This is a genomic window from Pelotomaculum sp. FP (assembly GCF_004369245.1).
Lineage (GTDB): Bacteria > Bacillota > Desulfotomaculia > Desulfotomaculales > Pelotomaculaceae > Pelotomaculum_C > Pelotomaculum_C schinkii.
In genome coordinates this window covers 1-23771 of sequence record NZ_QFGB01000023.1, presented here as the reverse complement: position 1 = coordinate 23771, position 23771 = coordinate 1, and the positions used below count along the sequence as shown (strand labels likewise).

The 23771-nt window shown below is 51.9% G+C and carries 24 protein-coding genes and 1 other annotated feature; of the genes, 1 reads left to right on the top strand and 23 read right to left on the bottom strand.

What is annotated here, in order from left to right; genetic code table 11:
- Positions 1-143: 143 nt before the first annotated feature.
- From ppdK to yqfC, 15 genes are all read right to left on the bottom strand, one after another.
- Positions 144-2792, bottom strand: coding sequence for a pyruvate, phosphate dikinase (gene ppdK, locus Psfp_RS10685; RefSeq protein ID WP_134218532.1), 2649 nt, complete (start codon positions 2790-2792; stop codon positions 144-146).
- Entirely contained in the window at positions 2782-3648 is an 867-nt protein-coding gene (locus tag Psfp_RS10680; RefSeq protein WP_134218531.1) for a pyruvate, water dikinase regulatory protein, read from the bottom strand. The genes ppdK and Psfp_RS10680 overlap by 11 nt, the downstream gene beginning before the upstream one ends.
- A complete protein-coding gene (locus Psfp_RS10675) occupies positions 3623-4261 on the bottom strand; it encodes a helix-turn-helix transcriptional regulator (protein ID WP_134218530.1) in 639 nt (212 codons plus the stop codon). Before Psfp_RS10675 ends, Psfp_RS10680 begins: the two co-directional genes overlap by 26 nt.
- A gap of 108 nt (positions 4262-4369) precedes the next feature.
- The gene (glyS, locus tag Psfp_RS10670; protein WP_134218529.1) at positions 4370-6472 is read right to left on the bottom strand and encodes a glycine--tRNA ligase subunit beta; all 2103 of its coding nucleotides are present in this window, start codon (positions 6470-6472) and stop codon (positions 4370-4372) included.
- Positions 6473-6475: 3 nt separating this feature from the next.
- Positions 6476-7354: a glycine--tRNA ligase subunit alpha gene (glyQ, locus tag Psfp_RS10665; RefSeq protein WP_134218528.1), complete on the bottom strand. Its 879-nt coding sequence runs from the start codon at positions 7352-7354 to the stop codon at positions 6476-6478.
- Between the two features lie 75 nt (positions 7355-7429).
- Positions 7430-7885, bottom strand: a binding site (T-box leader).
- 94 nt (positions 7886-7979) lie between these two features.
- Positions 7980-8411 (bottom strand): DUF4342 domain-containing protein, encoded by a 432-nt coding sequence (locus Psfp_RS10660; RefSeq protein WP_134218527.1) that lies wholly within the window; start codon positions 8409-8411, stop codon positions 7980-7982.
- Positions 8412-8460: 49 nt separating this feature from the next.
- Positions 8461-9201, bottom strand: coding sequence for a DNA repair protein RecO (recO, locus tag Psfp_RS10655; RefSeq protein ID WP_134218526.1), 741 nt, complete (start codon positions 9199-9201; stop codon positions 8461-8463).
- A 24-nt stretch (positions 9202-9225) separates the two neighbouring features.
- Positions 9226-10164 carry a GTPase Era gene (gene era / locus Psfp_RS10650; protein WP_134218525.1) on the bottom strand — a complete coding sequence of 313 codons (939 nt, stop codon included), beginning with the start codon at positions 10162-10164 and terminating at the stop codon, positions 9226-9228.
- A 159-nt stretch (positions 10165-10323) separates the two neighbouring features.
- Positions 10324-10725, bottom strand: coding sequence for a cytidine deaminase (gene cdd, locus Psfp_RS10645; RefSeq protein ID WP_134218570.1), 402 nt, complete (start codon positions 10723-10725; stop codon positions 10324-10326).
- A 251-nt stretch (positions 10726-10976) separates the two neighbouring features.
- Positions 10977-11678 (bottom strand): diacylglycerol kinase, encoded by a 702-nt coding sequence (locus tag Psfp_RS10640; RefSeq protein WP_134218524.1) that lies wholly within the window; start codon positions 11676-11678, stop codon positions 10977-10979.
- Between the two features lie 432 nt (positions 11679-12110).
- Positions 12111-12569, bottom strand: a complete 459-nt coding sequence (gene ybeY / locus Psfp_RS10635; RefSeq protein WP_134218523.1) for an rRNA maturation RNase YbeY — start codon at positions 12567-12569, stop codon at positions 12111-12113.
- On the bottom strand, positions 12523-14715 hold the full coding sequence (locus Psfp_RS10630; protein WP_134218522.1) for an HDIG domain-containing metalloprotein: 2193 nt from the start codon (positions 14713-14715) through the stop codon (positions 12523-12525). The genes ybeY and Psfp_RS10630 overlap by 47 nt, the downstream gene beginning before the upstream one ends.
- Before the next feature lie 14 nt (positions 14716-14729).
- On the bottom strand, positions 14730-15686 hold the full coding sequence (locus Psfp_RS10625) for a PhoH family protein (RefSeq protein ID WP_134218521.1): 957 nt from the start codon (positions 15684-15686) through the stop codon (positions 14730-14732).
- 47 nt (positions 15687-15733) lie between these two features.
- Positions 15734-16981 (bottom strand): sporulation protein YqfD, encoded by a 1248-nt coding sequence (gene yqfD / locus Psfp_RS10620; protein ID WP_134218520.1) that lies wholly within the window; start codon positions 16979-16981, stop codon positions 15734-15736.
- 42 nt (positions 16982-17023) lie between these two features.
- Complete coding sequence (gene yqfC, locus Psfp_RS10615; RefSeq protein ID WP_134218519.1) at positions 17024-17305, bottom strand: sporulation protein YqfC; 282 nt, start codon at positions 17303-17305, stop codon at positions 17024-17026.
- 83 nt (positions 17306-17388) lie between these two features.
- On the opposite strand from yqfC, the gene Psfp_RS21640 reads away from it, so the two are divergent.
- Complete coding sequence (locus tag Psfp_RS21640) at positions 17389-17526, top strand: hypothetical protein (RefSeq protein WP_192895368.1); 138 nt, start codon at positions 17389-17391, stop codon at positions 17524-17526.
- 75 nt (positions 17527-17601) lie between these two features.
- Here Psfp_RS21640 and Psfp_RS10610 read toward each other — a convergent pair whose 3' ends face one another.
- The 8 genes from Psfp_RS10610 to prmA form a co-directional block, all read right to left on the bottom strand.
- The gene (locus Psfp_RS10610; protein WP_134218518.1) at positions 17602-18159 is read right to left on the bottom strand and encodes a hypothetical protein; all 558 of its coding nucleotides are present in this window, start codon (positions 18157-18159) and stop codon (positions 17602-17604) included.
- A gap of 61 nt (positions 18160-18220) precedes the next feature.
- Positions 18221-19225, bottom strand: a complete 1005-nt coding sequence (floA, locus tag Psfp_RS10605) for a flotillin-like protein FloA (protein ID WP_134218517.1) — start codon at positions 19223-19225, stop codon at positions 18221-18223.
- A 262-nt stretch (positions 19226-19487) separates the two neighbouring features.
- Complete coding sequence (locus Psfp_RS10600; protein ID WP_134218516.1) at positions 19488-19982, bottom strand: NfeD family protein; 495 nt, start codon at positions 19980-19982, stop codon at positions 19488-19490.
- 69 nt (positions 19983-20051) lie between these two features.
- Positions 20052-20228: a 30S ribosomal protein S21 gene (rpsU, locus tag Psfp_RS10595; protein WP_134218515.1), complete on the bottom strand. Its 177-nt coding sequence runs from the start codon at positions 20226-20228 to the stop codon at positions 20052-20054.
- Positions 20229-20412: 184 nt separating this feature from the next.
- Positions 20413-20757, bottom strand: a complete 345-nt coding sequence (locus Psfp_RS10590; protein WP_134218514.1) for a histidine triad nucleotide-binding protein — start codon at positions 20755-20757, stop codon at positions 20413-20415.
- A 75-nt stretch (positions 20758-20832) separates the two neighbouring features.
- A complete protein-coding gene (gene mtaB, locus Psfp_RS10585) occupies positions 20833-22149 on the bottom strand; it encodes a tRNA (N(6)-L-threonylcarbamoyladenosine(37)-C(2))-methylthiotransferase MtaB (RefSeq protein WP_134218513.1) in 1317 nt (438 codons plus the stop codon).
- Positions 22142-22897: a 16S rRNA (uracil(1498)-N(3))-methyltransferase gene (locus Psfp_RS10580; RefSeq protein WP_134218512.1), complete on the bottom strand. Its 756-nt coding sequence runs from the start codon at positions 22895-22897 to the stop codon at positions 22142-22144. The genes mtaB and Psfp_RS10580 overlap by 8 nt, the downstream gene beginning before the upstream one ends.
- A 38-nt stretch (positions 22898-22935) precedes the next feature.
- Positions 22936-23771: 50S ribosomal protein L11 methyltransferase (gene prmA / locus Psfp_RS10575; RefSeq protein ID WP_192895367.1), on the bottom strand; the 836-nt coding region annotated here is incomplete at its 5' end.

The following is a 23771-nucleotide window of genomic DNA, read 5'->3' as shown; positions in this document are numbered from 1 at the left end:
CCGCAATAGTATCACCTCTTGGGAAGCAGAGGGACGGTTCTCCTGCTTCCTTTTTGCCCAACGTTGAGACAGAGAAAACCGTAAAGCCTTGGTATATAAAGCCTTGGGGGTTTCTTCAGCACTATTTCAGGGCTTTAATTCAATTAGTCTTTATTGATAACGGCTGCCTGGGCTGCCGCCAGTCTGGCGATTGGTACACGGAAAGGTGAGCAGCTCACAAAGTTTAGACCGATGGAATGACAAAATTCAATGGAACTGGGATCCCCGCCATGCTCCCCGCAAATACCGATTAACAGACCGGGGCTGGTTTTGCGGCCAAGTTCTACGGCTATCTTCATCAATTTACCGACTCCCTTGCGGTCCAACACCATAAAGGGGTTGTCTGTAAGTATTTTTTGGTCGAGATAGGCCTGCATAAACTTCCCTTCAGCGTCGTCCCGGGAAAAGCCAAGGGTCGTTTGGGTGAGATCGTTGGTGCCGAAGGAGAAAAAGTCGGCATAAGACGCTATTTCATCGGCCAAGAGTGCAGCCCTGGGCATTTCAATCATGGTACCGACAGTATAGTGAAATTCTACTCCCGCAGCTTTCATTACTTCCCCGGCCACTCCGGTAACCATTTCACGTAAGGAAGAAAGTTCATTTTTATCGATCACGAGCGGTATTTCAACCTCTGGAACAGGTTGGTAACCTTCTTTAACTAGCTGGGCAGTCGCGTTAAAAATTGCCCGTGCCTGCATAGCATACACCTCAGGGAAGGTTACACCCAGGCGACAACCCCGGTGACCCAGCATCGGGTTTGCTTCGTGCAATGCCCGGACCTTGCGCAAAAGGTCCTCTTTACTGCGCAGCTCTTCCCTGTCGCCGTTACTCAGGCGTAAAGTGGTTATTTCCACCATCAAATCTTCCATATTAGGAAGAAACTCATGCAGCGGCGGATCGAGCAGGCGAATTGTTACCGGAAACCCATCCATGGCCTTCAATATGCCGTAAAAGTCACCCTGCTGCATGGGCAGCAGTTTATCAAGAGCAATGTTCCGTTCTGCTACGCTGGTTGCCAGGATCATCTCCTGTACTATAGGCAGGCGATCCTGCGCCATGAACATGTGCTCGGTCCGGGTCAACCCAATACCCGCGGCTCCGAACTCCCTGGATTTAAGCGCGTCCTCCGGTGTATCGGCGTTGGCCCTCACTCCGAGGGTACGTACCTGGTCGGCCCACTCCAGGAGCCGCCGGAACTCAGGGGAAAGGACGGGATCCAGCATCGGCACGGTACCCAGGATAACGTTGCCGGTGGCTCCATCAACCGAGATAATATCGCCCTGCTTGATTACCAGCCCGGCGACTTCAAACAGATGTTTATGATAGTCAATCCGCAGCGCCTCGCAGCCGCAGACACACGGCTTGCCCATCCCCCTGGCCACAACAGCGGCGTGACTGGTCATACCGCCCCTGGAAGTGAGTATACCCTGGGCTGCAACTATCCCGTGGATATCGTCCGGGGTGGTTTCCGTGCTCACCAGGATGACCTTCTTGCCTTCCTGACCCATTTTTTCAGCCAGGTCGGCGTCGAAAACAACCGAGCCTGAGGCGGCGCCGGGAGAAGCGGGCAGTCCCTTAGCGATAATATCCAGCTTTGCGCCCGGGTCAATCCGGCGGTGCAGAAGCTGGTCAAGCTGGCCGGGCTCGACCCTCAAAATTGCCTCGTCCCTGGTGATCAGGCCTTCATCCACCATATCCACGGCAATCTTGATGGCAGCCTGGGCCGTCCTTTTCCCGTTGCGGGTCTGCAGCATCCACAACTTGCCCCGCTCAATGGTGAACTCAATATCCTGCATGTTGCGGTAATGTTGTTCCAACAGGCTGCAAATACCGGCAAATTGCTTGTACACCTGCGGCATATCCTGTTCCAGGGCATCAATAGGCTGTGGGGTACGTATACCGGCTACCACATCCTCGCCCTGAGCGTTGATCAGATACTCGCCGTAAAGTTTTTTCTCGCCGGTAGAGGGGTTTCTGGTAAAGGCCACACCGGTGCCGCTATCATTCCCGATATTGCCGAATACCATGGCCTGGACATTGACGGCAGTGCCCAGGTCGTCGGGTATCTTGTTGATCTTCCGGTATACTATAGCACGGTCATTATTCCAGGAATTAAAAACAGCGTGAACAGCCATGAAAAGCTGCTCCATGGGCGACTGCGGGAATGTCTTACCGGTTTCCTTCAAAATCAAGCTCTTGTAATCTGCAACGACCTTGCGCCATTCCTTGGCGGGAAGCTGGTTGTCAAAATAAACCCCGGCCTTTTCCTTGTGGTTCTCAAGGAGTCTTTCAAACTTGTGGTGGTCTACTCCCATCACCACCTCGCCAAACATGTTGATAAAGCGGCGGTAACAGTCCAGGGCAAACCGTTCGTTGCCGGTGCCTGCGGCAAGGGCCTCCACTGTGAGGTCATTAAGACCCAGGTTAAGCACAGTATCCATCATGCCGGGCATGGATATGGGAGCGCCCGACCTGACTGACACCAGTAGCGGGTCTTGTTCGTCGCCAAACTTTCTTCCCAACATTTCCTCCAAAACTGTAATACCTTCACAGACCTGCTCTTCCATGCCTTTGGGAAACGCCTGCCCTTGAGCTGAAAAGTCCCTGCAGGCCTCGGTGGTAATGATCAGGCCGGGCGGCACCGGGAGACCAATATTGGTCATTTCGGCCAGATTGGCTCCCTTACCGCCCAGTAGATTTTTCATGCCTGCGCTGCCTTCTTTGAATAGATAGACGTATTTCTTACCTGACAAGCCTTTCACCCCTATAGTATATTTCCAAAACACGGCTGGCAGTTTCTTCTACCGCCCTGTTGGTAACATCAATAACCGAACAGCCTATTTTCTTCATAAAACCTTCAGCATAATCCAGCTCCTTCAGGATACGTTCCATGCTGGCATAGTCGGCGTTGGATGTGAGTCCCAGGCTGTTAAGGCGTTCACGGCGTATTTCATACAGTTGCTGAGGCTTGATGGTGAGACCGATCAGCCTGTGCGGCGGCAGGTTCTGGAGTTCTTCCGGAGGGGACACCTCAGGTACCAGCGGCACATTGGCGGCTTTAAGCCGCATATGGGCCAAATACATGCAAAGCGGTGTTTTCGAGGTGCGGGAAATGCCGACTACCACCAGGTCGGCCCGTCCGATGCCCCGCGGGTCCTTGCCGTCATCATACTTTACTGCAAATTCAATGGCTTCGACCTTATGGAAATATTCGTCATCCGTCCTGCGTACCAGGCCCGGCTCAAGTTTGGGCGAATTGTGGACCAGGCTGGCCACGGCGTCCATCATCGGGGTCAGGAGATCCACCGTAGGAATGCCCAGGTTCCTGGCCTCCCGCACCAGCCTGTCTTTTAGTTCCGGTATAACCAGGGTGTAGGCGATAATGCATTTGAAGTGTTTGATCTCCTCTAAGAGTTCTGGTATCTCGTTTGGGTCATTGACATAAGAAAGCCTTCGTATCTCTACACCACCGTGGTTAAACTGGCTGGCTGCGGCCCGCGCCACCAGTTCTCCGGTTTCACCGATTGAGTCGGATACGATAAATATAATCGGTTTAAGATCATTGGAAATGATAAACACCCCCTTATTGTCCCTCTCCCAGTTCAACAAAAAGCCGGGTAATATTGGTCTTGCTTAAACGGCCTATTACTTCCAGTCCCTCGCCGCCATCGGCCTGGGTCGCGCTGCGTACCACCGGTAAAGCATCCACCTGGTGCGTAATCAATTTCTTGGCGGCCGACCAGACCGTCTCGTCACTGGTGGTGTATATTACATTCGGCATACGGGTCATAATGACCCCCACCGGGAGCTGGTGAATATCATGTCCTCCCAAGGTGGTCTTGAGCAAGTCCTTGCGAGAGAGAACCCCCTCCAGCAAACCCACCTCCTTGACCACAAACAGTGTACCCACGTCTTTAATAAACATAGCTACCACAGCGTCGTAAACAGAGCAATTTTCCGTAACAACGGCGGGGATCGATATGATCGTCCCGACCTTTACACTGCATAGTTTTTCCGCCACAACCCGGTTGGGCGACCTGCCGCTGTAGTAATAACCCACTCTGGGACGTGCTTCCAACAAGCCGGACATAGTCAGGATAGCCAGGTCTGGTCGCAAGGTGGCTCTGGTCAGGGAAAGCCTTTCGGCGATTTGATCGCCTGTGATTGGTCCTGATCTTTTTACTATTTCTAAGATTGTCTCCTGCCGCCTGGTTAACTCCAAATCCATCGCCCCTTAGAGCATATATGACATACTATTTATAAAAAGCCTCTATATAATATATATTATATAGAGTATAAATTCCCTCCTTTAATCAGGAAAAAATTTATATTAGGCTCCCTGTCCCTCAATTACAATTTTACCCAGATCCGCCACCTGCTTCACCAGAGCAGCCAAGCCGGCCAAGAGAGCCAGGCGGTTAGCCCGTACCTTTTCATCCTCCACCATTACCATCACCGAGTTGAAGAAACTTTCCAGGGGTTCCTGCATAGTGGCAATGGCAGCCAGTACGGCTTGATAATCCTGTTTCATCTGAGCATCATAGACCTTTTGCTTAATATCCAACAGGCTTTCATAAAGCCCCTTCTCACTGGCGTCCTCCAGCAGGGAGGGGTCTATGGCGCGCGTGCCAGCGTTTTTACTGAGGTTATTGGCCCTGATAAAAGCTGTCAGGAGGTTGCCGAAAGCCTGATTCTGCCGGAAGCTGTGCAAAGCCTGGAGTCTTAACAGTGTGTCGCTAAAATTGTCGAAACCTGCGGCAAGCACTGCTTCTATGGTATCATAGGAATAGCCTTTATCGCTAAAAATACCTCTGAGGCGCTGTTTAAAGAACTCCGCCACTTCTTCCTTGACATCGGTTAAGCCTAGCTTGAGCCGGACCTTCCCTTCATAGCCCCGGTAGGCCGTTTCAACCAATTTTTCCAGGGAAAGGGCAAAATCACCCTCAAGCAAAATATGGCTTATTCCCAGGGCTTGACGTCTTAAAGCATAAGGATCCTGGGAGCCGCTTGGCTGAATGCCGATAGCAAAGCAGCCGACAATATTGTCGATCTTATCCGCTATACTCAATATTTTCCCAGGCAGCGTGGCAGGCAGTTGATCACCGGCAAAACGCGGCAGATAATGCTCATAGATAGCCGTAGCCACCGATTGCTCCTCACCGGAGCGCTCCGCATACTCCCTGCCCATAATCCCCTGGAGTTCGGTAAATTCGAAGACCATATTGGTCACCAGATCGGCCTTGGCCAGGTAGGCGGCCCTGAGGGTATCCTTCAGCTCTTTTTCCTCAGCTCCCATTGCCACGGCTAAGGCGCCGGCCAGTTCCCCAAACCTTACCACCTTATCGTAAATGGTCCCCAGTGTCTCCTGGAATACCACCTTTTTTAAAGCCGGTACTTTATCGGCCAGCGCTGTTTTCAGGTCCTCCTGGTAGAAGAAATTGGCGTCGGCGAGGCGGGCCCGCAGCACTTTTTCATTACCCGCCCGGACTATATCAAGGTGTTCCGACTTACCGTTCCTGACCGCAATAAACTTTGGCAATAATGCGCCGTCAGGTCCGAGTACCGGAAAATAGCGCTGGTGCTCCCGCATGGGTGTTACCAGTACTTCCCTGGGCAACCCGAGGTATTCCCGGCTGAATTCGCCCACTAACGCAGTCGGGTACTCCACCAGGTTGTTGACCTCGCTCAATAGTTCCTCGTCTTCTTCCACCCTGCCACCTGCGGCGCGAGCCTGTTCCTGGACCTGCTGCCAGATCGCCTGTTTTCGTTCAGCAGGGTCAACCAAAACATAATTACTCCTCATTTTCTCGAAATATTCCTGCGGCGACACTAGTGTTACAGCTTCCCGGGTTAAAAAGCGATGACCGCGGGTGGTCCGCCCGGCTTTCAGCCCGGCAAATTCAAATTCCACTATATCGGGGCCGAAAAGCGATACAATCCAGCGGATCGGCCTGGCAAAGCGGACGTCCAGGTCCCCCCAACGCATCGGCTTGGGAAAGTGAAGCCCGCTGATCAAACTCACCCCTGCCTGGGGTAAAACGTCCAGGGCCGGACGGCCCGGCTCCCGTTTTACAGCAAAGACATATTCGACATGGCCGACCGGTTTTTTGAGCAGGTCACCTACCGCGACTCCCTGGCTCCGGGCAAAACCTTCGGCCGCTCTGGTCGGCGAACCGTCAGATTTGTAGGCCACTTTTACCGCAGGTCCCTTTACTTCCATCTCCAATGACTGCTGGTGGATAGCCAGGCCTTCCACATACAGCGTGATGCGGCGGGGAGTGCCGTAAGCCGCCAGCCGTTTATATGAGAGACGCTGCTCCTGAAAAAGGGCGGCGGCATTGTCCTTGAGCTCCGCCAAAGCCGACTCCAGAAACCTGGCCGGCATTTCTTCCACACCTATCTCAAGCAGGTAATCCTGCGCGTTAATTGTCATCACCTACGCCTCCTTCCTCTTCAGGAGCGGGTAACCCATCGCCTCACGCTGCTCAACGTAGGCCTGGGCACATACTCGCGCCATGTTTCTAACTCTGGCGATGAAGCCGGTCCGCTCGGTTACGCTGATAGCCCCCCGGGCGTCTAATAAGTTGAAGGTATGGGAGCACTTGAGCACGTAATCGTAAGCCGGCAGGACAAAACCTTTTTCAATCACCCGTAAGGCCTCCTGCTCATACATTTCAAATAGCTTAAACAGCATATCAGTATCCGCCAATTCGAAGTTATAGTGAGAGTGCTCAACTTCTCCCTGGTGATGCACATCACCATAAGTTATATGATCAACCCAGGTAATGTCGTAGACACTGTCCACGCCCTGGATGAACATGGCCAGACGCTCCAGGCCATAGGTGATTTCAGCGCAAACAGGGCGGCAGTCAATACCGCCGCACTGCTGGAAGTAGGTGAACTGGGTCACTTCCATACCATCCAGCCAGACTTCCCAGCCCAGGCCCCAGGCGCCCAGGGTGGGGGATTCCCAGTTGTCTTCAACAAAACGGATGTCATGTTGATCCGGATCGATCCCGATAGCCCTGAGGCTGTCCAGGTAAACCTCCAGCACATCATCGGGGGACGGCTTTAAAATTACCTGATATTGATAATAATGCTGCAAGCGGTTGGGGTTCTCCCCATAACGGCCGTCGGTAGGCCGCCGCGAGGGTTCAACATAGGCCACCCGCCACGGTTCGGGACCGAGCGCCATCAAAAACGTTGCCGGATTCATCGTACCGGCTCCTTTTTCAACATCGTAGGGCTGCTGAATGAGGCATTTCTGCCGTGACCAGAAATCATCCAGCTTGAGAATAAGTTCCTGAAAGTTCATAATTACCTCCCTCTATGAAAAGATATTATTGTATATTTTGGAATAAATAAAAAACTCCCGGTCCCAGGTATCACTACCAGGGACGGGAGTTCGTTCCCGCGGTTCCACCCTGCTTGGCTGTGTTTCGGTCGTCAGACGTCGGACGTCAGACGTCTGAAAAAAACAGCCCTCTTTTGGAAGCAAGCTTTACTTACTTTCACCGGTTCTATTGTACTACCCTGAAAATACATATGGCTTCTGCAGTGTTGGCCCAATGTAGGTGCGAATTCATTCGCACAATGCAACATTAACCTCAACAAGTTCGGCGCTGACGCGCCGTTGTGCGATTAAAATCGCACCTACATCGGCTGGTATTTTCATAATACATGGCGCCACGATAGCGGCGTGGGCAACTACCCTGCAAAAGACCGGTTGCAGCTTTCCTCTTGCGGCTTGGAAACCCCTTCACCGGAGCTGTTTTACCCGTTTCCACCAATACGGGCTCTCTAACAAAACAATAATCCGGCTACTATTTTTCCTCATTGCCTGATATTTTTTTACCAATTTAACAGATTCGGTGAGTAAAGTCAATGCCTGTGTCAATATTTACTTGTCATATCAGAGGCTTCCAGACGGTACTTTTCGGTTATAATCCTTCCTTTTCTGCTGTACAGGGCTCACCAACAGGCTCAATGTGCCGGCGCTCAAACTCCAGGGTGTACTTATGGGCCATCGCCGTCACCGTGCCAAGCGCACCCAGAATAGCTATCTCACTGCTGGCCAGAGCCCCGATAAGCCCCAGCGCCCCCACGGAAGCAGGGACTTCAAATACGGTTTCGTCACCTTTTTTTAATTTTATCCTATAGTTTTGCCCCTTGTGGAGCAGGCTCTTAAACTGCCCTACCATTTCCTGCCCGCGTGCCTGAAAGCGCTCACCTATATTGCGTCCCTTTTCCTCGAGATCAACCAGCGCCTGGACCACATCGCCCCCCGCCTCCTCAAGCGCTTCCCTGGCCTCCTTGTACCCAACTCCCAGCCGGGCCCTCAGTATGTCAATCTTTTCAAGATCACTGTTCATTTTTATCCCCTCTCTCCATTTTTTCTATTTACTCCCCATAAGATGATTTTTATACATAACGGGATAAAAAAGCAGCTGATTTTAATTCCCCCTCCAGGTGGTACCGGATGTATTTCCGGAGCATGTTCTGGAGTTGTTTCCTGGTGGGCTCGTCCACTTTGAGCTGGTGCAGTCTGGCGGGATCCCAGTCGGCCAAGATTTTCAATACCTCCACCTGCCCCCGGTTGCACGGCGCCGCATCCAGGTCGGCCGTACTGCAGTCGCCGCACAGTACCCCTCCCATGGACGGACTGAAGGAAAGCGGACCCTGCAACAACTCGGCGCCGCAACTGGCGCAGGCATCTAAAACCGGGCTGTAACCTAAAAGTCCCGCGGCTTTGATTTCAAAGGCCCGTATTAATAATTCCGGATCTTTCACCGCCAGCAAGCGAAGAGTGGCCAAAAGAAGCAAAAAAAGAGGCCCATTAGGTTCTCCTTCGGCGGTAAAGACATCAACCAGTTCAGCCATGTAGCTGGCCCGGCTGATGCTCCCAAGGTCCCGTCTGAGCGCAGGAAACATCTCCATCACCTCACACTGGCTCACCGAGTCAAGTTCCCGCCCGCGATGGATCAAAAAATTGGTGCGGCTGAAAAGCTGAACGGCCCCCCGTTTCCGGCTGGAAGGCTTGGCCACGCCATGTGCTATGACCCTGAGCTTGCCGTATTCACGGGAATAGAGGACTAAGATTTTATTTCCTTCACCACAGTCTCTTGACCGCAGCACAATGGCATCCGCTTTATATAATTTCACAAGCTGCACCCCAGCTTTTTTGTGCTACTCTTCCTCCTGGTAACCGAAGTTATGCAGCTGACCCTCCCGGTTGCGCCAGTCAGCTTTCACCTTGACCCACAGTTCAAGGTAAATTCTGGAGCCTAAAAGTTTCTCCATCTCTTCACGGGCCAACTGGCCAATTTGCTTCAGCATCCTGCCCTCTTTCCCGATCAGGATCCCCTTTTGAGATTCTCTTTCCGTATAAATAAGGGCCCGCACAGCAACAACACCGCTTGGCCGCTCGGCCAATTCCTCGATTACCACTGCGACAGAGTGGGGTATTTCCTGAGCCGTTAGTTCAAGCACTTTTTCCCTGATCAGTTCAGACATGATGAAGGTCTCGGGCCTGTCGGTAATCATACCGTCAGGGTAGTACTTCGGACCGGCGGGCAGGTACCCGGCTACCGTGTCAAGCAGCCGTGCTACGTTATCACCGGTGAGCGCGGAGACCGGTATTATTTCGGAAAAATCGTACAGCTTGCTGTACTGCTCTATCAAGGGGAGCATTTCTTCCCGCCTGACCAGGTCAACCTTGTTGATCACCAGCAACACTGGTGTTTTGATCCCTTTGAGCTGTTCCATAATAAAGAAATCCCCGGGACCGGGCGATTGAACAGCCTCTACCAGGAAAAGGACGACGTCAACCTCCCTCAGGGACCTCAATGCTACCTGCACCAAATGCTCGCCCAACCGGTGTTTCGGCTTGTGAAAGCCGGGCGTATCCAGAAAAACCACCTGGCAATCATCCTTTGTAAGAACACTCAGGATCTTGTTTCTGGTGGTTTGGGGTTTGTCGGACACAATAGTTACTTTTCTGCCGACCATCTTGTTTAAAAGTGTCGACTTGCCGACATTGGTCCGGCCAATCAGCGCCGCGAACCCGGATTTGAAATCATCTTTCACGCTATTCAAAGAATCACCTGTTTTCCTGTCCTTAGTAATTAGCAGAGGCTGGATAATTTATATTAGACGCCCACGCCCGCAGCGGCGCCACGTATCATAAAAACACCAAGAAAAACACCAAGCGATGCAGGTGCAAGTTCCAGCCTAATATTTAACGCAAAACCTATAACTATGAGTATTACCTATTCACCGGTTCAATCAGTTTTGGGAAGGTTTTTTGTTCCCGGGCGGCACGGCCTGGTCGGCTTTATCCAGTTTAAAGGCAGAGGGAAGCAGTTCAGCCACCGTCCGGACCAAATAATCACCCTGTTTATTAGCCATAAAGACTTTGATTTCGCTGCCGAACTCAGACAGAGCCTGACGGCAGGCGCCGCACGGGGTACAGTATTCTTCAGTTCCCGCCGTTACGGCGATTGCTTCAAAATCGCTCTCCCCGCAGGAAACAGCCTTGAATAAAGCCACCCGTTCAGCGCAGCAGGTCAGGCTATACGAGGCATTTTCGATGTTACACCCGGTGTAATATCGTCCGTCCCTGGTTAGAATCGCGGCTCCCACCCTGAATTTGGAATATGGCGCATAGGCCCTATCACGGGCCTCCATTGCCGCCTTGATTAACCTTTCGACAGGAAAATCCAAAACAACCCCACCTGTAGTCGTAAGTCATAAGTCGTTGGGCGTAGGTATATACTGCATTCCTATAAGGTCGTCTTATGAGCATAGTTATGTTATTCAAAACTATATTTCAGGTTCACACATCTGCCTACAGTATTTCATCTTCTATGTATTATTGCCCATATTTTACGCCCTACGCCTTACGACTTACGACTTCCCAAATTTATTTCCCACATTACTCACCAGCCTGCCAGTTTAAAAACTACCATGGTTGCGAGTATACCCAGCAGGGCTCCGGCAACTACCTCAAGCAGGGAGTGCACTTGCGCGTCCAAACGACTGTGCGCTACCAGCAGGGCTATCACCAAAGCGATGCTGGCCACCAGGGCGCTTCCGGTATACAGAGCCAGGGCAGTGCACCCTGCAAAGGCTACGGCTGTATGGCCGCTGGGCATACCCCCCTTAACGTAGGTACCCTTGCTGGTTATAGCTTTACCTATTGTCACCAGAACCATCACCAGCAACAGCGCTATCATAGTAACGGAAAGCGGTGTTGCTTTTACTCTGGCGCCAAGATTAAATGAAGAACCTTCAAGGCGGGGGTAGAATATGATGTAGGCCACCACCAGAGAGTTCAAGGCGGTCATCAGCACGGCTCCGGCCGCGACGTTTTTGGCTATCTTCGCCAGGGGATGAAACTCCTGGACACAAAGGTCCACCACCGCCTCGATCGCGGTATTAAAGAGCTCTGCCATAATCACGAGGGTAATCGCGAAAAAAATTAACAGCAAATCCCTTGAGCTTACTTGTATATAAAGACCCAGTCCCAGTACCAGCAAGGCCGCAGTTAAGTGGATACGCATATTTCGCTGGGTCTTAACCGCATAAACAACTCCAGCCACAGCGTAGTTGAAGCTGTCTAAAATTTTGCGCAATCCCACAAAAGTTCCTCCACTTCATCGATCTAAATACTTTTATAATGCTGTGTAGTGTCCGGTGCATGGGCAATTACCCTGAAAATGCAGGTGCGAATTCATTTGCACAAAAGTTACTTCAGATGCCCAAGTTCGGCGCTGGCGCGCCGTGTGCGATTGAAATCGCACCTACATCGGATGGTATTTTCATGATACGTGGCGCCTTGATAGCGGCGTGGGTAACTACCCTGGAAATTACACTGAACGCCAGGTTTTCATTCTCTGCCGGCGCATATAAAGCATGGTTTCCAAGTAACTAATTATCAAAGTTCCTTAAAGTCCTTGCTCAATGCCCCGGCCTAACATATTTTTTATCCGTTGATTGCAACAGCAGCTCAAGACCCCTTGGCAAGTTGTGAGGCTTGCTAAAACTCGGTTACTCCTTTAACAGACGTACAGCTACCTGGATATGTTCAGGCTTGCCAGGATCTCCTCTTCTTTCAGGCGCATCTTTTCGCGACCTTCTTCCTCCTGGTGATCATAACCCAGCAGGTGCAGGACCCCGTGGGCGGTCAGGTAGGCAGTCTCACGCCGGAAGCTGTGGCCATATTCGTCAGCCTGGCGCCGGGCGGTCTGGACAGAAACCACCACATCGCCGAGGATTAACTCTTCCTCCTGACCGGGTAAAGCTTCCCCTTCCAGCATGGCAAAGGACAGCACATCGGTAGGGCTGTCGATACCGCGGTATTCGGAGTTCAAACTCCGGATGTAAATGTCATCGACTAATACCAAACTTACCTCGGCATCTTCCCCATAACCCTCACTCTTCAGCACTGCCTCAGCAACCCCAGACAAAAATTCAGCCAGGTCATCATCCACCGCTACCTCGTCCTGTAAGTTGCTTACGAGCACTGACATTTTTCTTTCTCCTTTCGATCTCCTGGGACATATCGGGATACTCAACCCGGGAGTGGAAAATACCGGACAAAATCCTGACAAAGGAGTTGGCGATGAGGTTGAGATCTTTAAAGGTCAAGTCGGACTCTTCCAGCTGACCGTCGTTCAGCTTATCCTTGATAATCTTGCGTACCAGGCCTTCCACCCGGCCAGGTGTACGATTGTTGAGGGAGCGTACGGCGGCTTCCACCGTGTCGGCCAGCATTACGATGGCTGCTTCCCTGGTCTGAGGTTTGGGGCCTTCATACCTGTATTCTTCTTCCGTAACCGTTTCGGGGCGATCGCTTTCCAAAGCCTTATGATAAAAAAAGCTGACCAGACCGCTGCCGTGATGCTGTTCAATAATATCAATAATACCCTGGGGCAGCTTGTGTTCCCTGGCCATTTCCACTCCGTCCTTGACATGTGAGGTAAGGATCAGGGTACTCAAAGAGGGTGCGATTTTATCGTGGGGATTGTCGCAGGTCATTTGATTCTCAATAAAGAAGTATGGCCTTTTGATTTTCCCTATATCATGGTAGTATGCCCCCACCCGGACCAGCAGCGACTCGCTCCCGACAGCGTCGGCGGCAGCTTCAGCCAGGTTCCCGACGATAATGCTGTGGTGATAAGTACCCGGGGCTTCCGTTAGAAGCCTTTTTAGCAACACATTGTTGGGGTGGGATAGCTCAAGCAGCCGCACCGGCGAGGTAAGGCGGAAAGTGTGCTCCAGAAAGGGCAGGGACCCGTTGGTCAGGATTGAAGACAGGATACCGCTGGTTATCCCTAAGGCCAGGCTTGACGTAATTAACAGCCCAAAGGGGGTCCCGTATACCAGTCCAACGATAAAAATAGCCACGACATTGGCCCCACTGGTATAAAACCCGGCCCGTACCAGATCACCCCGCTGGCTCAGCTTGGAAACACTGTAGACACCTGTAATCCCGCCGATCAGTCCAACCAGGCCGAAGCGAATCTGGTTTTCTGTCATGATTACCAGGATCAGGCTCATCACCGCGACTACCAGTACGGCCAGACGCGAATCAAGGAGAATTGCAATGAGCATGCCCGCCGCGGCCATGGGTACCATGTAGCCGAATTGCGCGCCGAACTCCGGCCATTGGCTTACGTTAATGGCAATGATGGCCTTGCCGACCGCCAGTACTACCAGGACAATGATGCCTAAAAGGTAAATCAATCCGGGATGGTTGTAAATATCCCGGTTTTGTTGATAAAGGTAGAACAGGACCACGACCACTAGCAGTACCATCAGCAGGAAGACACCGAGGATTGAGGGCCAGGGCAGCTTCGGGCGAGTCAAACCCAGGGCCTGGAGTTTAATCAGGTGATCCTCGGTTACAATTTCACCTTCACCGATAATTTTTTCCCCTTCCTTCACCGACACCATGGTCGGCGGAACCAGGGACATGGCCTCCTCCTGTTTTTGTTTCGTTATTTCCATATTAATGAAGGCGTTTGGCCGCAGGTAGCGGTCGATAGCACCTACAGAAAAATTCTCATAGTGTTTGGGCAGACTCATCCTCGCAATCTGGCTGCTCAGGGTTTTCTTGGCGTCTTCCAGCTCGTCCTGGGACACACCGTCACCAGTTTCCAGTAGACCGGCAACCATAGTGTTGAGAGATCCTTCCACCTGCTGCGTAGTAGCCTGGGGCGACCCGGCCAGCGCTTCAATTTCATCGGCAGGCAGGACAAAAGGCAATATCTCGTGCAGCTTAGCCACCTTGCCGGCCAGGTCAAGGCTGTTGTCGCCCTGGATCTCCCATACCTTACCGGTCAGGTCTGTAATATCTTTCTGCGTACCGTTTACTACCTGAGGATCCGTGGAATAGACTTTGTCCACTTTTTCCGCAGCCTGCAAGCGTTGTTCGTTGGTTTTTTCCTTATCTTCAAAGACAATACTTTTTTCCGCCTTAAAGGTCCTGGGAGATACCTGCCCGACCACCAGGTTGCTCTTACTGGGCACAATATTGGCGGTGAGGATAAAAGTTAAAAGAAACAAAAACAAAATTGCCGCGCTGCCCCTCCGTACTTTGCGGTGCCTCACCAGCAGGGACAGGACGGCTGTCAATTTATCCTTGATCCTGCCAAAAGTGAGCTTGAGCTGCACTCCTGGCCACCTCCTTACTGCCCCATATCATAAGCCTTAATAATTTCCTCCACCAGAGGATGCCGGACTATGTCGTCCCCGGTCATGGTATGGATGCTGAGACCTTTTACATCCTTTAAAACAGAAAGGGCATTAATCAGTCCGGATACCTGCCCCCTGGGCAGGTCGGTCTGGGTAATGTCCCCCGTAATCACCGCCTTGGAACCAAAACCAAGCCGGGTCAGGAACATTTTCATCTGTTCCGGTGTCGTATTCTGCGCCTCGTCCAGAATAATAAATGAATCTTCCAGCGTCCTGCCGCGCATGTAAGCCAAAGGCGCAATCTCTATGATGTTTTTTTCCAGGTATTTTTGGGTGCTCTCAACCCCCAGGACATCATAGAGACTGTCATAAAGAGGACGCAGGTAGGGGTTGATTTTTTCCTGCAGGTCTCCCGGCAGGAAACCAAGCTTTTCCCCTGCTTCTACAGCGGGGCGCGTTAAAACCAGACGCTCCACGTCCTTGTTTCGAAGCGCCTTGATGGCCATAACGACGGCAAGATAAGTCTTCCCTGTCCCGGCAGGGCCGACTGCAAAAACCACATCATATTTTTTGATGGTTTCGACGTATTTCTTCTGCCCGATGGTCTTTGGCTTTATTTGCTTGCCGCGCTGCGTCACCATGGCAACATCCGTAGCCAGGCTCTCAAGGGCATGTTTGGCGCCACTCTGGGAGGCCTTGATGGCGTATCCAACCTCCTGAAAAGTCAAACGGTTTCCGGCACGGCAAAACTTTTGCAATTGGGTTAAGACTTCACGGGCCTGTTCAACTCTCTCCCTGTCACCGGAAATGGTCAGTTCCTGCCCCCGGGCTACTATACGGACCTCCAGCGTTTTCTCAATCTGGTCCAAGTGTCCGTCATTCTTCCCGAATACCTCGGCAGTGGTGCCAATGTCGTCAAGCTCAACCCTTGCCTCAAATTTTTCCGCCAATCAGGCAGTCCTCCTTATTAAACTACACAGTCTTTACTGAATAAATATTAAGGTTTGAACAAGCTCTCGGCGCCTATCTCTTCAATGGTTTCAACTGTCACCTTGACCCGGACAATGTTTTCCGGATGACCGGTCTGAACTTCCTCCAGCGAGCGATTGACTATTCCGGCCTCTTCGGGGACCAGTCCGGCTACTTCTGCCAGAGCCCGCTCCCCAGCAAGGCCGCGCGCTCCTTCAATACCAAGTTCTTCACGGTATTCGGCCATCTCAAAATATTTTATGGTTACTAGTTCGACGGGTACCTCAAGATTCCTCCATTGAGGGATTGTTTTAACAAAAGTCTCGGTTTCATAGAGTTCGTAGGGAATATTTTGGTCGCCAGATAAAATTATTTCCTTACCTTTAAATTTAATACTTACGCGGGTTTCCGACCTTCCAGTAAGACGTCGTCCAGTCTCCACAATTTTGGCTTCACCATAGCCGTCGTACCAGACCCTGGCCCTGACGATGCCCCGGGCGTGGACGAAGCGGGAGGGCTTTTTAGGCTTATTAGCCTCCTCACCCTGCTTCTGTTCTTCACCAGGCTTGGGCGGCTCCTCAAGCGGGGGTATTTCTCCCGATATTAAAACCTGTCCGGGCGACACGGTGTCTCCCTCCTTAACTGCCGGGTGACCGTTTAATACCAGCACATCCTTGACCAGCCCGGCTTTGGTCGCGATGATATGGGAGGGCCGGTTATCTTCCGCATCGGGGACTACACGCTCCGCTACCTCTATAGTCACTTTGGCGCCTTTAATATATACGCCGGTCCAGGCCACCAGGGGAAGCTTTTCTTCTAAAGCCGCTTCCACCCTGCCGGGCTCGACCCGCCATTTCGGCATACCACGGTTGAGCCCCGCTTCAGCCGCGGCACCCAGCACTTCGGGAACAGCCAACCGTTCGGTTCCTTTGACTTCGATAAACCAAACAAACGAAGAAAGAAAGTAAAGCGCGCCGAGGAAAAACAAAACTCCCAAAGCCAGCGCTTTTCTGCGCAGCAACCGTTTATATAGAAAAGGAAAACCAACGCGCCGCTCAAAGTGAAAACGGCATTTGGTCCGCCTGGCGATGTGGCGCAGTGCTTTGACAGCGCCCAGGCGAACTTTCAGTAGAACAGCTCCTTCTCTTACCCTTGTTATATCCCAGAGGTAGATGCCTCTGCTGGCAGCCATGTTGACGAATCTTTCCGGCGCTTTCCCGGTTACCAGGATCACCACGTAACCCAGCAGAGCAGACATCAGTCTAAACAATAACATAGAAAATCCCCCGAATTCAAGTTATTGATATTTATTTCTTCATCAAAGGAAACTGAGCGACCGGATTTTTCCTTCCACACACAGCTCGTCCGGCAGTATATTACGAAGCATCAGGTTCTCACCAACGACCGCGACTTCGCCTTCCCCTACGCTTACCCTGACCCCTTCCGTAGTGTACTCTATTATTCCGCGGTGGTTTTCAATAAAAAGCTGAATATTGCCGACCATGATTATCTTTGGCAAATCCAGGACCACGTCTCCGGGCAGTTCCATTGCTTCAGAAAACTGCCTTTTAACTTTTCTTTGAAAATCGCGCCAGCCCATAAAAAATCCCCTCCTCGCCACAATTTTATGCGACTGAAGGGGAATAAATTACTATTTAATGGTAAATGGAATGATAGCCTCATTTGGTCCGCCGAACACTTATTAGGGTAGTTCCACACGCCGCTATCGCAGCACCACGCATCATGGAAAGCACCAGTGATGTAGGCGCCATTTCAATCGCACACGGCGCGCCAACGCCGCACTTGTTGGAACTAATGTGACTCACCTACATTTTGGGATATCGTCTTTGTGTGATAAACAGTTCTTTTCAAGGCAGGTTAGTTCCCCATGTTACGTTAAAGGCAGTTCCACCTTTTTTTCGGCCGGAGACCGCCGCGAGGACCCAGTATCTGCGACCAGACCATTCCCTTGACCACCTGACCAGGGCATACCATATCGCTGAACGGACCTTCCTGGTCACTGCGCTCGCATCGCTTCCGGGCAGGGCCCCCCTTTTCGCCTTCCATGCCGCACGGAGCTTTGACTTCAGCCCCTGCTACAGGACCTTCAGGGCACAACCCGGACGGCTGTCCTTTCACGGGGGGGGCAGCCATTTCCTCGGCTAAAACTACCGGCTCGCTGTATTCCGCTAACGGCTCTTCCTCCCAGTCCCTTCTCATGACGGATAATTCATCAGGCTGTTCATAGCCAGGCGGTTCTTCGCTGCGCCGGGTAAGGTACTCAGGAATTTTGAGCTTGGGCTTCTCTTCACTTTCAGGCACAGGCCTTCCCATACCTGGCGGGGGCCCGCCCAGAGGGCCATCGAATCTGCCTTTGCCCCCGGCACGTTCCATAAGGCGCCAGATACTTCTCGCCAGGAGGAATAAAAAGACCAGCCAGAATATCGTATTCAATTTAACACGCCCTCGTATATCGTTTTACTCCGGTTGACTGCATGGATTTTGTCCGGCAGGATTATTTCACAGGCAGGTCAGGGCCGGCGTCCTCTCTTTGATGACCGATCCTGGACAACGAATCCCTCATCTGGGTATCAGAGAGCAGGTTTTGCAAATTATAATAGTCCATCACACCAAGCTTGCCCTGGCGCAGGGCTTCTGCCATGGCAAGAGGCACCTCGGCTTCAGACTGGACGACTTTGGCTCGCATTTCCTGTACAGAGGCCTTCATCTCTTGCTCCTTGGCCACGGCCATAGCCCTTCGTTCCTCAGCCTTGGCCTGGGCAATCCGCTTGTCCGCTTCGGCCTGGTCGGTCTGCAACTGTGCGCCGATGTTCCGGCCCACATCCACATCAGCGATATCGATGGAGAGAATTTCAAAAGCTGTTCCGGCGTCCAGCCCCTTGCTGAGAACAGTTTGGGAAATCAAATCGGGATTTTCCAGGACAAGTTTATGGCTTTCAGCGCTGCCCACAGTCGTAACCACACCCTCACCGACGCGCGCGAGAATCGTCTCTTCGCCGGCGCCCCCTACCAGGCGGTCAATATTGGCCCGTACGGTTACCCTGGCGATTACCTTAACCTCAATCCCGTCCTTGGCTACCGCCGAGACCAGAGGGGTTTCCAGCACCTTCGGGTTGACACTCATCTGTACAGCCATAAAAACATCACGCCCGGCCAGGTCTATTGCCGCCGCCCGCTCGAAGGGCAGCGGTATTGCGGCCCGTTCCGCGGCAACCAGCGCATTTACCACCCTATCCACATTACCTCCGGCCAAATAATGCGCCTCCAACTGGTTTACGGTAATGTTAAGCCCTGCCTTATCTGCCTTAATCAGCGGGTTAACAATCTTTGCAGGAGGTACTCTCCGCAGGCGCATTCCTATTAAGGTAAAAATGCCTACCCTGACCCCCGCCGCGAGCGCAGATATCCATAGCCCTACCGGTATAAAACTAAAAACAACTGCAACAGCGATAAAAACAAAGACAACAAGCATCAGCGAAGCGATAAATCCTGCGTTCATAGTTAATTTCCTCCCTATTAATTTATTTTATAGAATTTCTACTGCTTTTCCATAGGGCTTGTGTGAATGAACCAACTAAAGCTTTCATCCACAAACTCTCAATGAGAATATGTACCCACCATTTAATCACTGATCCGGTTATTAATGTAGGTGCGATTTCAATTGCACACGCCGCGCCAGCGCCGGACTTGTGGGAGCTAATGTAACATTTGTGCGAATAAATTCGCACCTACATTTTTTGAGATGCGCTCTGTGTGCATTTTCAGGTTATTTCTTTAACAACCACTCTAGTTCCTTCAACCTTGATAACTTTGACCGCCGCTCCAGTACTGACAAATTCTCCTTCAGTCACTACATCCAGACGGTGACCATCAATTTCGGCAGCGCCGGACGGGCGCAGCGGCGTAAGAGCCGTTCCTTCCCAGCCTGTAAAAAGGCTTAGTTCAGAAAGTGGGGCTACGTAGCCTTCTTCTTTTTGCTGCCTGTTTTGAAGAGTCAGCTTATACCACATATTGTAGCGGGACATCAGCTTAATTCCGACAAACAAGATAATTATAGTGGCGACAAGCGCCATAACAAGTGCTGAAGTAGCCTGAGTGACATCAACCGCAACTAATAATATTCCCCAGCCCACCAATATAATTCCTGTAATGCCAGCCACTCCAAATCCAGGAAATACGAAAATTTCCAATATCAGAGCAATTAAACCCAGTAAAAAAGCAAGATAGGCCAGCCAGATAATAAGCGCGGGAGACATAATATGGGTCCACCTCCTTATTGCAAAAAATGCTTGGCTTAAGGCCAAGCATTATCTTTTGTGTTTTTTTCAGTGAAATTTCCGTTTCCTTGCCGCTTCAGACTTTTTCTTCCTTTTTACGCTGGGTTTTTCGTAATGTTCATGTTTCCTGGCCTCTGCAAGTACACCGGCTTTTTGACAGGTGCGCTTGAAACGCCGGAGGGCACTGTCCAATGTTTCATTTTTACCCACTTTCACTTCCGCCACTAACTTTCCCTCCCTCCGCTAAAACCATAAAGCCGAAATCTATCTAATAGTCAAGCTGCTCTCCCATTGTACAAATACCATGTTATTATACAACAGGTTTTAGCCAGGAGTCAACCGCTACAATTGACTACAATGACCTTGAATAAGCATTTCAGTACAAACATGTTGGTTTGGCCTGCGCGTCCTACCCTGGCGGCCAGTTTAAAGGCCTTCCTGCCAGCAGGTGGTAGTGGATATGCATAACCGTTTGCTGGGCATCACGGCCACAGTTATTCACCAGGCGAAAGCCCTCCTCCGCTAAACCCATTTTAACAGCCAACCGGGCAGCTGTTAACTGAATCTGTCCCATCAGGAAGGTGTCCTTTTCATCCATATCCGCCAGAGCCGGAATGTGCTTTTTGGGAATAATGATAAGGTGGACGGGAGCCATGGGATTGATATCTTTAAAAACTAGTACCTGTTCGTCTTCATAGGCGATCTCGGCCGGTATTTCCTTTTTGATTATCTTGCAAAAAAGGCAGTCCTGCATGTTTTCCACCTCCTCCCACCTGGGAATAACTTCTCTAGAACTTTAATTCAACACAATTTTGGTAATTCCTCCACCTCAGCGAGCGATAATTTTACCTGTTAGGTGGTTCTCCTCTAATCCCTCAATCTTAACCCTGACTACTTGGCCCGACAGGTTTTCATCACCGGGGAAAACGGTCCTGACATAATTGTCGGTCAGCCCTTCGTATAAGCCGTATGAATCCGGCAAGCTCCGTTCGACCAGCACAGGCAGGTCCATCCCAACCAGTGATGAGGCAAACCGGGCAGCCATTTTTTCGCCCAGCCGGATCAGTCTATGACTGCGCTGGTCGCTTGTTGGCGGGTCTACCTGATCCGGGTAGGCAGCAGCCGGGGTTCCCCGGCGCGGGGAATACTTAAAGACATGCAGTCTGCTGTAGGCTATTTTTTCGACGAACCTGTATGTATTCATAAAATCCACTTCCCGCTCACCCGGGAAGCCCACTATAACATCAGTGGTAAGGCCCAGGTTGGGGATATTCTCCCTTAAAACCTCCACCAGGCGCAAATACTCCCAGGTATTATAGCGCCTGCCCATCCGTTCCAGTATTTGATCGTCGCCGGACTGCAGGGGTACGTGCAGGTGCCGGCAAAACTTGTCCGAACCGGCCAGCACTTCAACCAAGTCCAGGGTAATATCATTGGGTTCTATGGAGCTGAGACGCAGCCTCAACAGGCCCGGTATATCACTAAGGCTGCGGAGCAAAGCGGACAGTGTGTGCTCCCCACCCAGGTCCCGTCCATAAGCGCCGGTGTGAATGCCGGTAAGAACAATTTCTGTAAAGCCCGCTTCCACCAGCTGCCGCGCTGTTTTCAGGACGTTCTCCGGTTTCCTGCTGCGCAGCGGACCTCTGGCCACAGGTACGATACAGTAGGTGCAGCAATTGTCGCAGCCTTCCTGAATTTTCAGAAAAGCACGGGCCCGCCCGCTTAGGGGGATGGAAGAAAACTCTTCAAACTGGTCGCTTGCATTATAAGCGCTCACAGCCGCTAGAGGCTTTCCGCCCTTAACGGCGTTTTTTACCAGTTCTACAATCCTGGAGCGCTCCCTTGTTCCCACGATCAGGTCGACACCAGGAATTTTCATAACCTCGCCGGTTGAGGTCTGGGCGTAGCACCCGGTAACTACTACCAGCGCAGCGGGGTTCCTTCTGGCGGCTCGGCGTATTAACTGCCTGGATTTACGGTCACTCAGGTGGGTCACGGTACAAGTGTTGATAATGTATAAATCAGCCTCGTCCTCAAAATCCACGATCTTATAGCCCTGATCCTGGAAAAGCCCGGCCAGGGCGGCTGACTCATACTGATTTACCTTGCAGCCAAGGGTAGCTATACCCACCCGTTTTTCATCCATCCAGTTTCCCCCCCAAATCACCACACTGGTATAGTATTATCGCAAGCACGGCCAGGCCGGCGGTTTCTGTCCGTAAAATACGAGGTCCCAGTGTCACCGGTCTGACACCATGCGAGCGGGCCAGCTCCACCTCTGCAGGGGTAAAACCGCCTTCCGGGCCGATGAAAACATAGATATCCCCCCAGGGTCCACTTACCCCCAGGACTTTTTTAAGCGATTCCTGGTTTTCTTCCTCCCAGGGGATCACTGCGGCAGTGTTGTCAGGCATGCCTGCCAGAGCTTCTTCCCACCCTGCCGGTGGCAATACTTCCGGAACATCAGGCCGGCGGCACTGCTTGGCGGCTTCACGGGCAATACGCTGCCATCGCTCGAGACGACGCAGCGGCTTGTCCCTCGCCAACTTAACAACCGACCTGTCGCAGATTAGCGGGATTAGCCTGCATACTCCCAATTCGGTGGCTTTCTGAACGATAAAGTCCATCTTATCATTCTTGGGCAAGCCCTGGACAAGGGTAATCCGGAGCGCAGGCGCACACCCGGCATTACTTTCCGAAACAACAGCGCAGACTACTGATTCCCGGCCGGCCTGTTCGATCACAGCCTCATAGACCATACCCCGCCCGTCAAGGGCGGTCAGGGTGTCTCCCGGCCCGAGACGCAGTACCTTTACAATATGTACAACATCTGGCCCGGTTATAGTGACCCGGCCTGCCTTGACCTGTTCAGTGGAAACAAAAAAACGGGGCATCGTAAAAACTCCATAAGCTTTTTTTTAATTTAAAATTTTCAAGGATTGGCTTTTGCTACTAAAGCGACCCAGCCGCCGTCCTCCAACTGTTCAACAACAGAGAGCCCGGCTGACTCCAAAGCGGCGAGAACTTCAGGACCGCGCTCGCTGATAATGCCTGAGGCAATGAATATGCCGCCGGAAACCAGGGTTTTTGATACATCTACAGCAAGGCCGGCGATTATGCTGGCAATAATATTGGCAACAATCAGGCCGGCCTTGCCCTCTATGCTGGACAACAAATCTCCCTGTATAACTTTTACACGACCGGCAACCCCGTTACGTTCAATATTAGCTAGCGCGGTACGGCAGGCCACAGGATCATGGTCAACTGCAACAACCCGACCGGACCCAAGCAATGCTGACGCTATGGCCAGGATACCTGAGCCGGTACCGACGTCGTAAACGGTTGCGCCGTCCTGAACATACTTCTCCAGCAGTTTGAGACAGAGGGCTGTGGTCGGGTGGGCGCCGCACCCGAAGGCCATCCCCGGGTCCATATCGATGACCAACTCACCGGCGACAACAGGATAATCCTCCCAGGACGGCTTTACAACCAGCCGCTGCCCCACATGCACGGGCTTGTAATAGGCTTTCCAGCAATTAGCCCAGTCTTCCTCCGCAACATGGCATGTACGCAATTCAGGAGCTGGAGTAAGCTCCAGGCTGTTTAAGGCAGCCCTAAGCGCTTCCAACCGCCCGGCCAATTCAGCGCCGGAAGCCAAGTACCCCTTGACCACAGGACGTCTTTCACCAGGCGACGGCGTCCCGACGCCCCACTCGTCGGGTTCTGCTGCCGCAGCATAACGAAGAATAACGGCGGGATCCTCGATAA

Coding starts and splice junctions, on each gene's coding strand:
- glyQ (WP_134218528.1), bottom strand. CDS start 7,354: ATGAACTTTCAGGAACTTATTCTCAAGCTGGATGATTTCTGGTCACGG.
- glyS (WP_134218529.1), bottom strand. CDS start 6,472: ATGACAATTAACGCGCAGGATTACCTGCTTGAGATAGGTGTGGAAGAA.
- Psfp_RS10600 (WP_134218516.1), bottom strand. CDS start 19,982: ATGTCTCCCGCGCTTATTATCTGGCTGGCCTATCTTGCTTTTTTACTG.
- mtaB (WP_134218513.1), bottom strand. CDS start 22,149: ATGGATGAAAAACGGGTGGGTATAGCTACCCTTGGCTGCAAGGTAAAT.
- Psfp_RS10590 (WP_134218514.1), bottom strand. CDS start 20,757: ATGCAGGACTGCCTTTTTTGCAAGATAATCAAAAAGGAAATACCGGCC.
- Psfp_RS10660 (WP_134218527.1), bottom strand. CDS start 8,411: ATGAACAGTGATCTTGAAAAGATTGACATACTGAGGGCCCGGCTGGGA.
- ybeY (WP_134218523.1), bottom strand. CDS start 12,569: ATGTCAGTGCTCGTAAGCAACTTACAGGACGAGGTAGCGGTGGATGAT.
- yqfD (WP_134218520.1), bottom strand. CDS start 16,981: ATGTTATTGTTTAGACTGATGTCTGCTCTGCTGGGTTACGTGGTGATC.
- yqfC (WP_134218519.1), bottom strand. CDS start 17,305: ATGGGCTGGCGCGATTTTCAAAGAAAAGTTAAAAGGCAGTTTTCTGAA.
- cdd (WP_134218570.1), bottom strand. CDS start 10,725: ATGGAGGCCCGTGATAGGGCCTATGCGCCATATTCCAAATTCAGGGTG.
- floA (WP_134218517.1), bottom strand. CDS start 19,225: ATGAACGCAGGATTTATCGCTTCGCTGATGCTTGTTGTCTTTGTTTTT.
- Psfp_RS10580 (WP_134218512.1), bottom strand. CDS start 22,897: ATGCCCCGTTTTTTTGTTTCCACTGAACAGGTCAAGGCAGGCCGGGTC.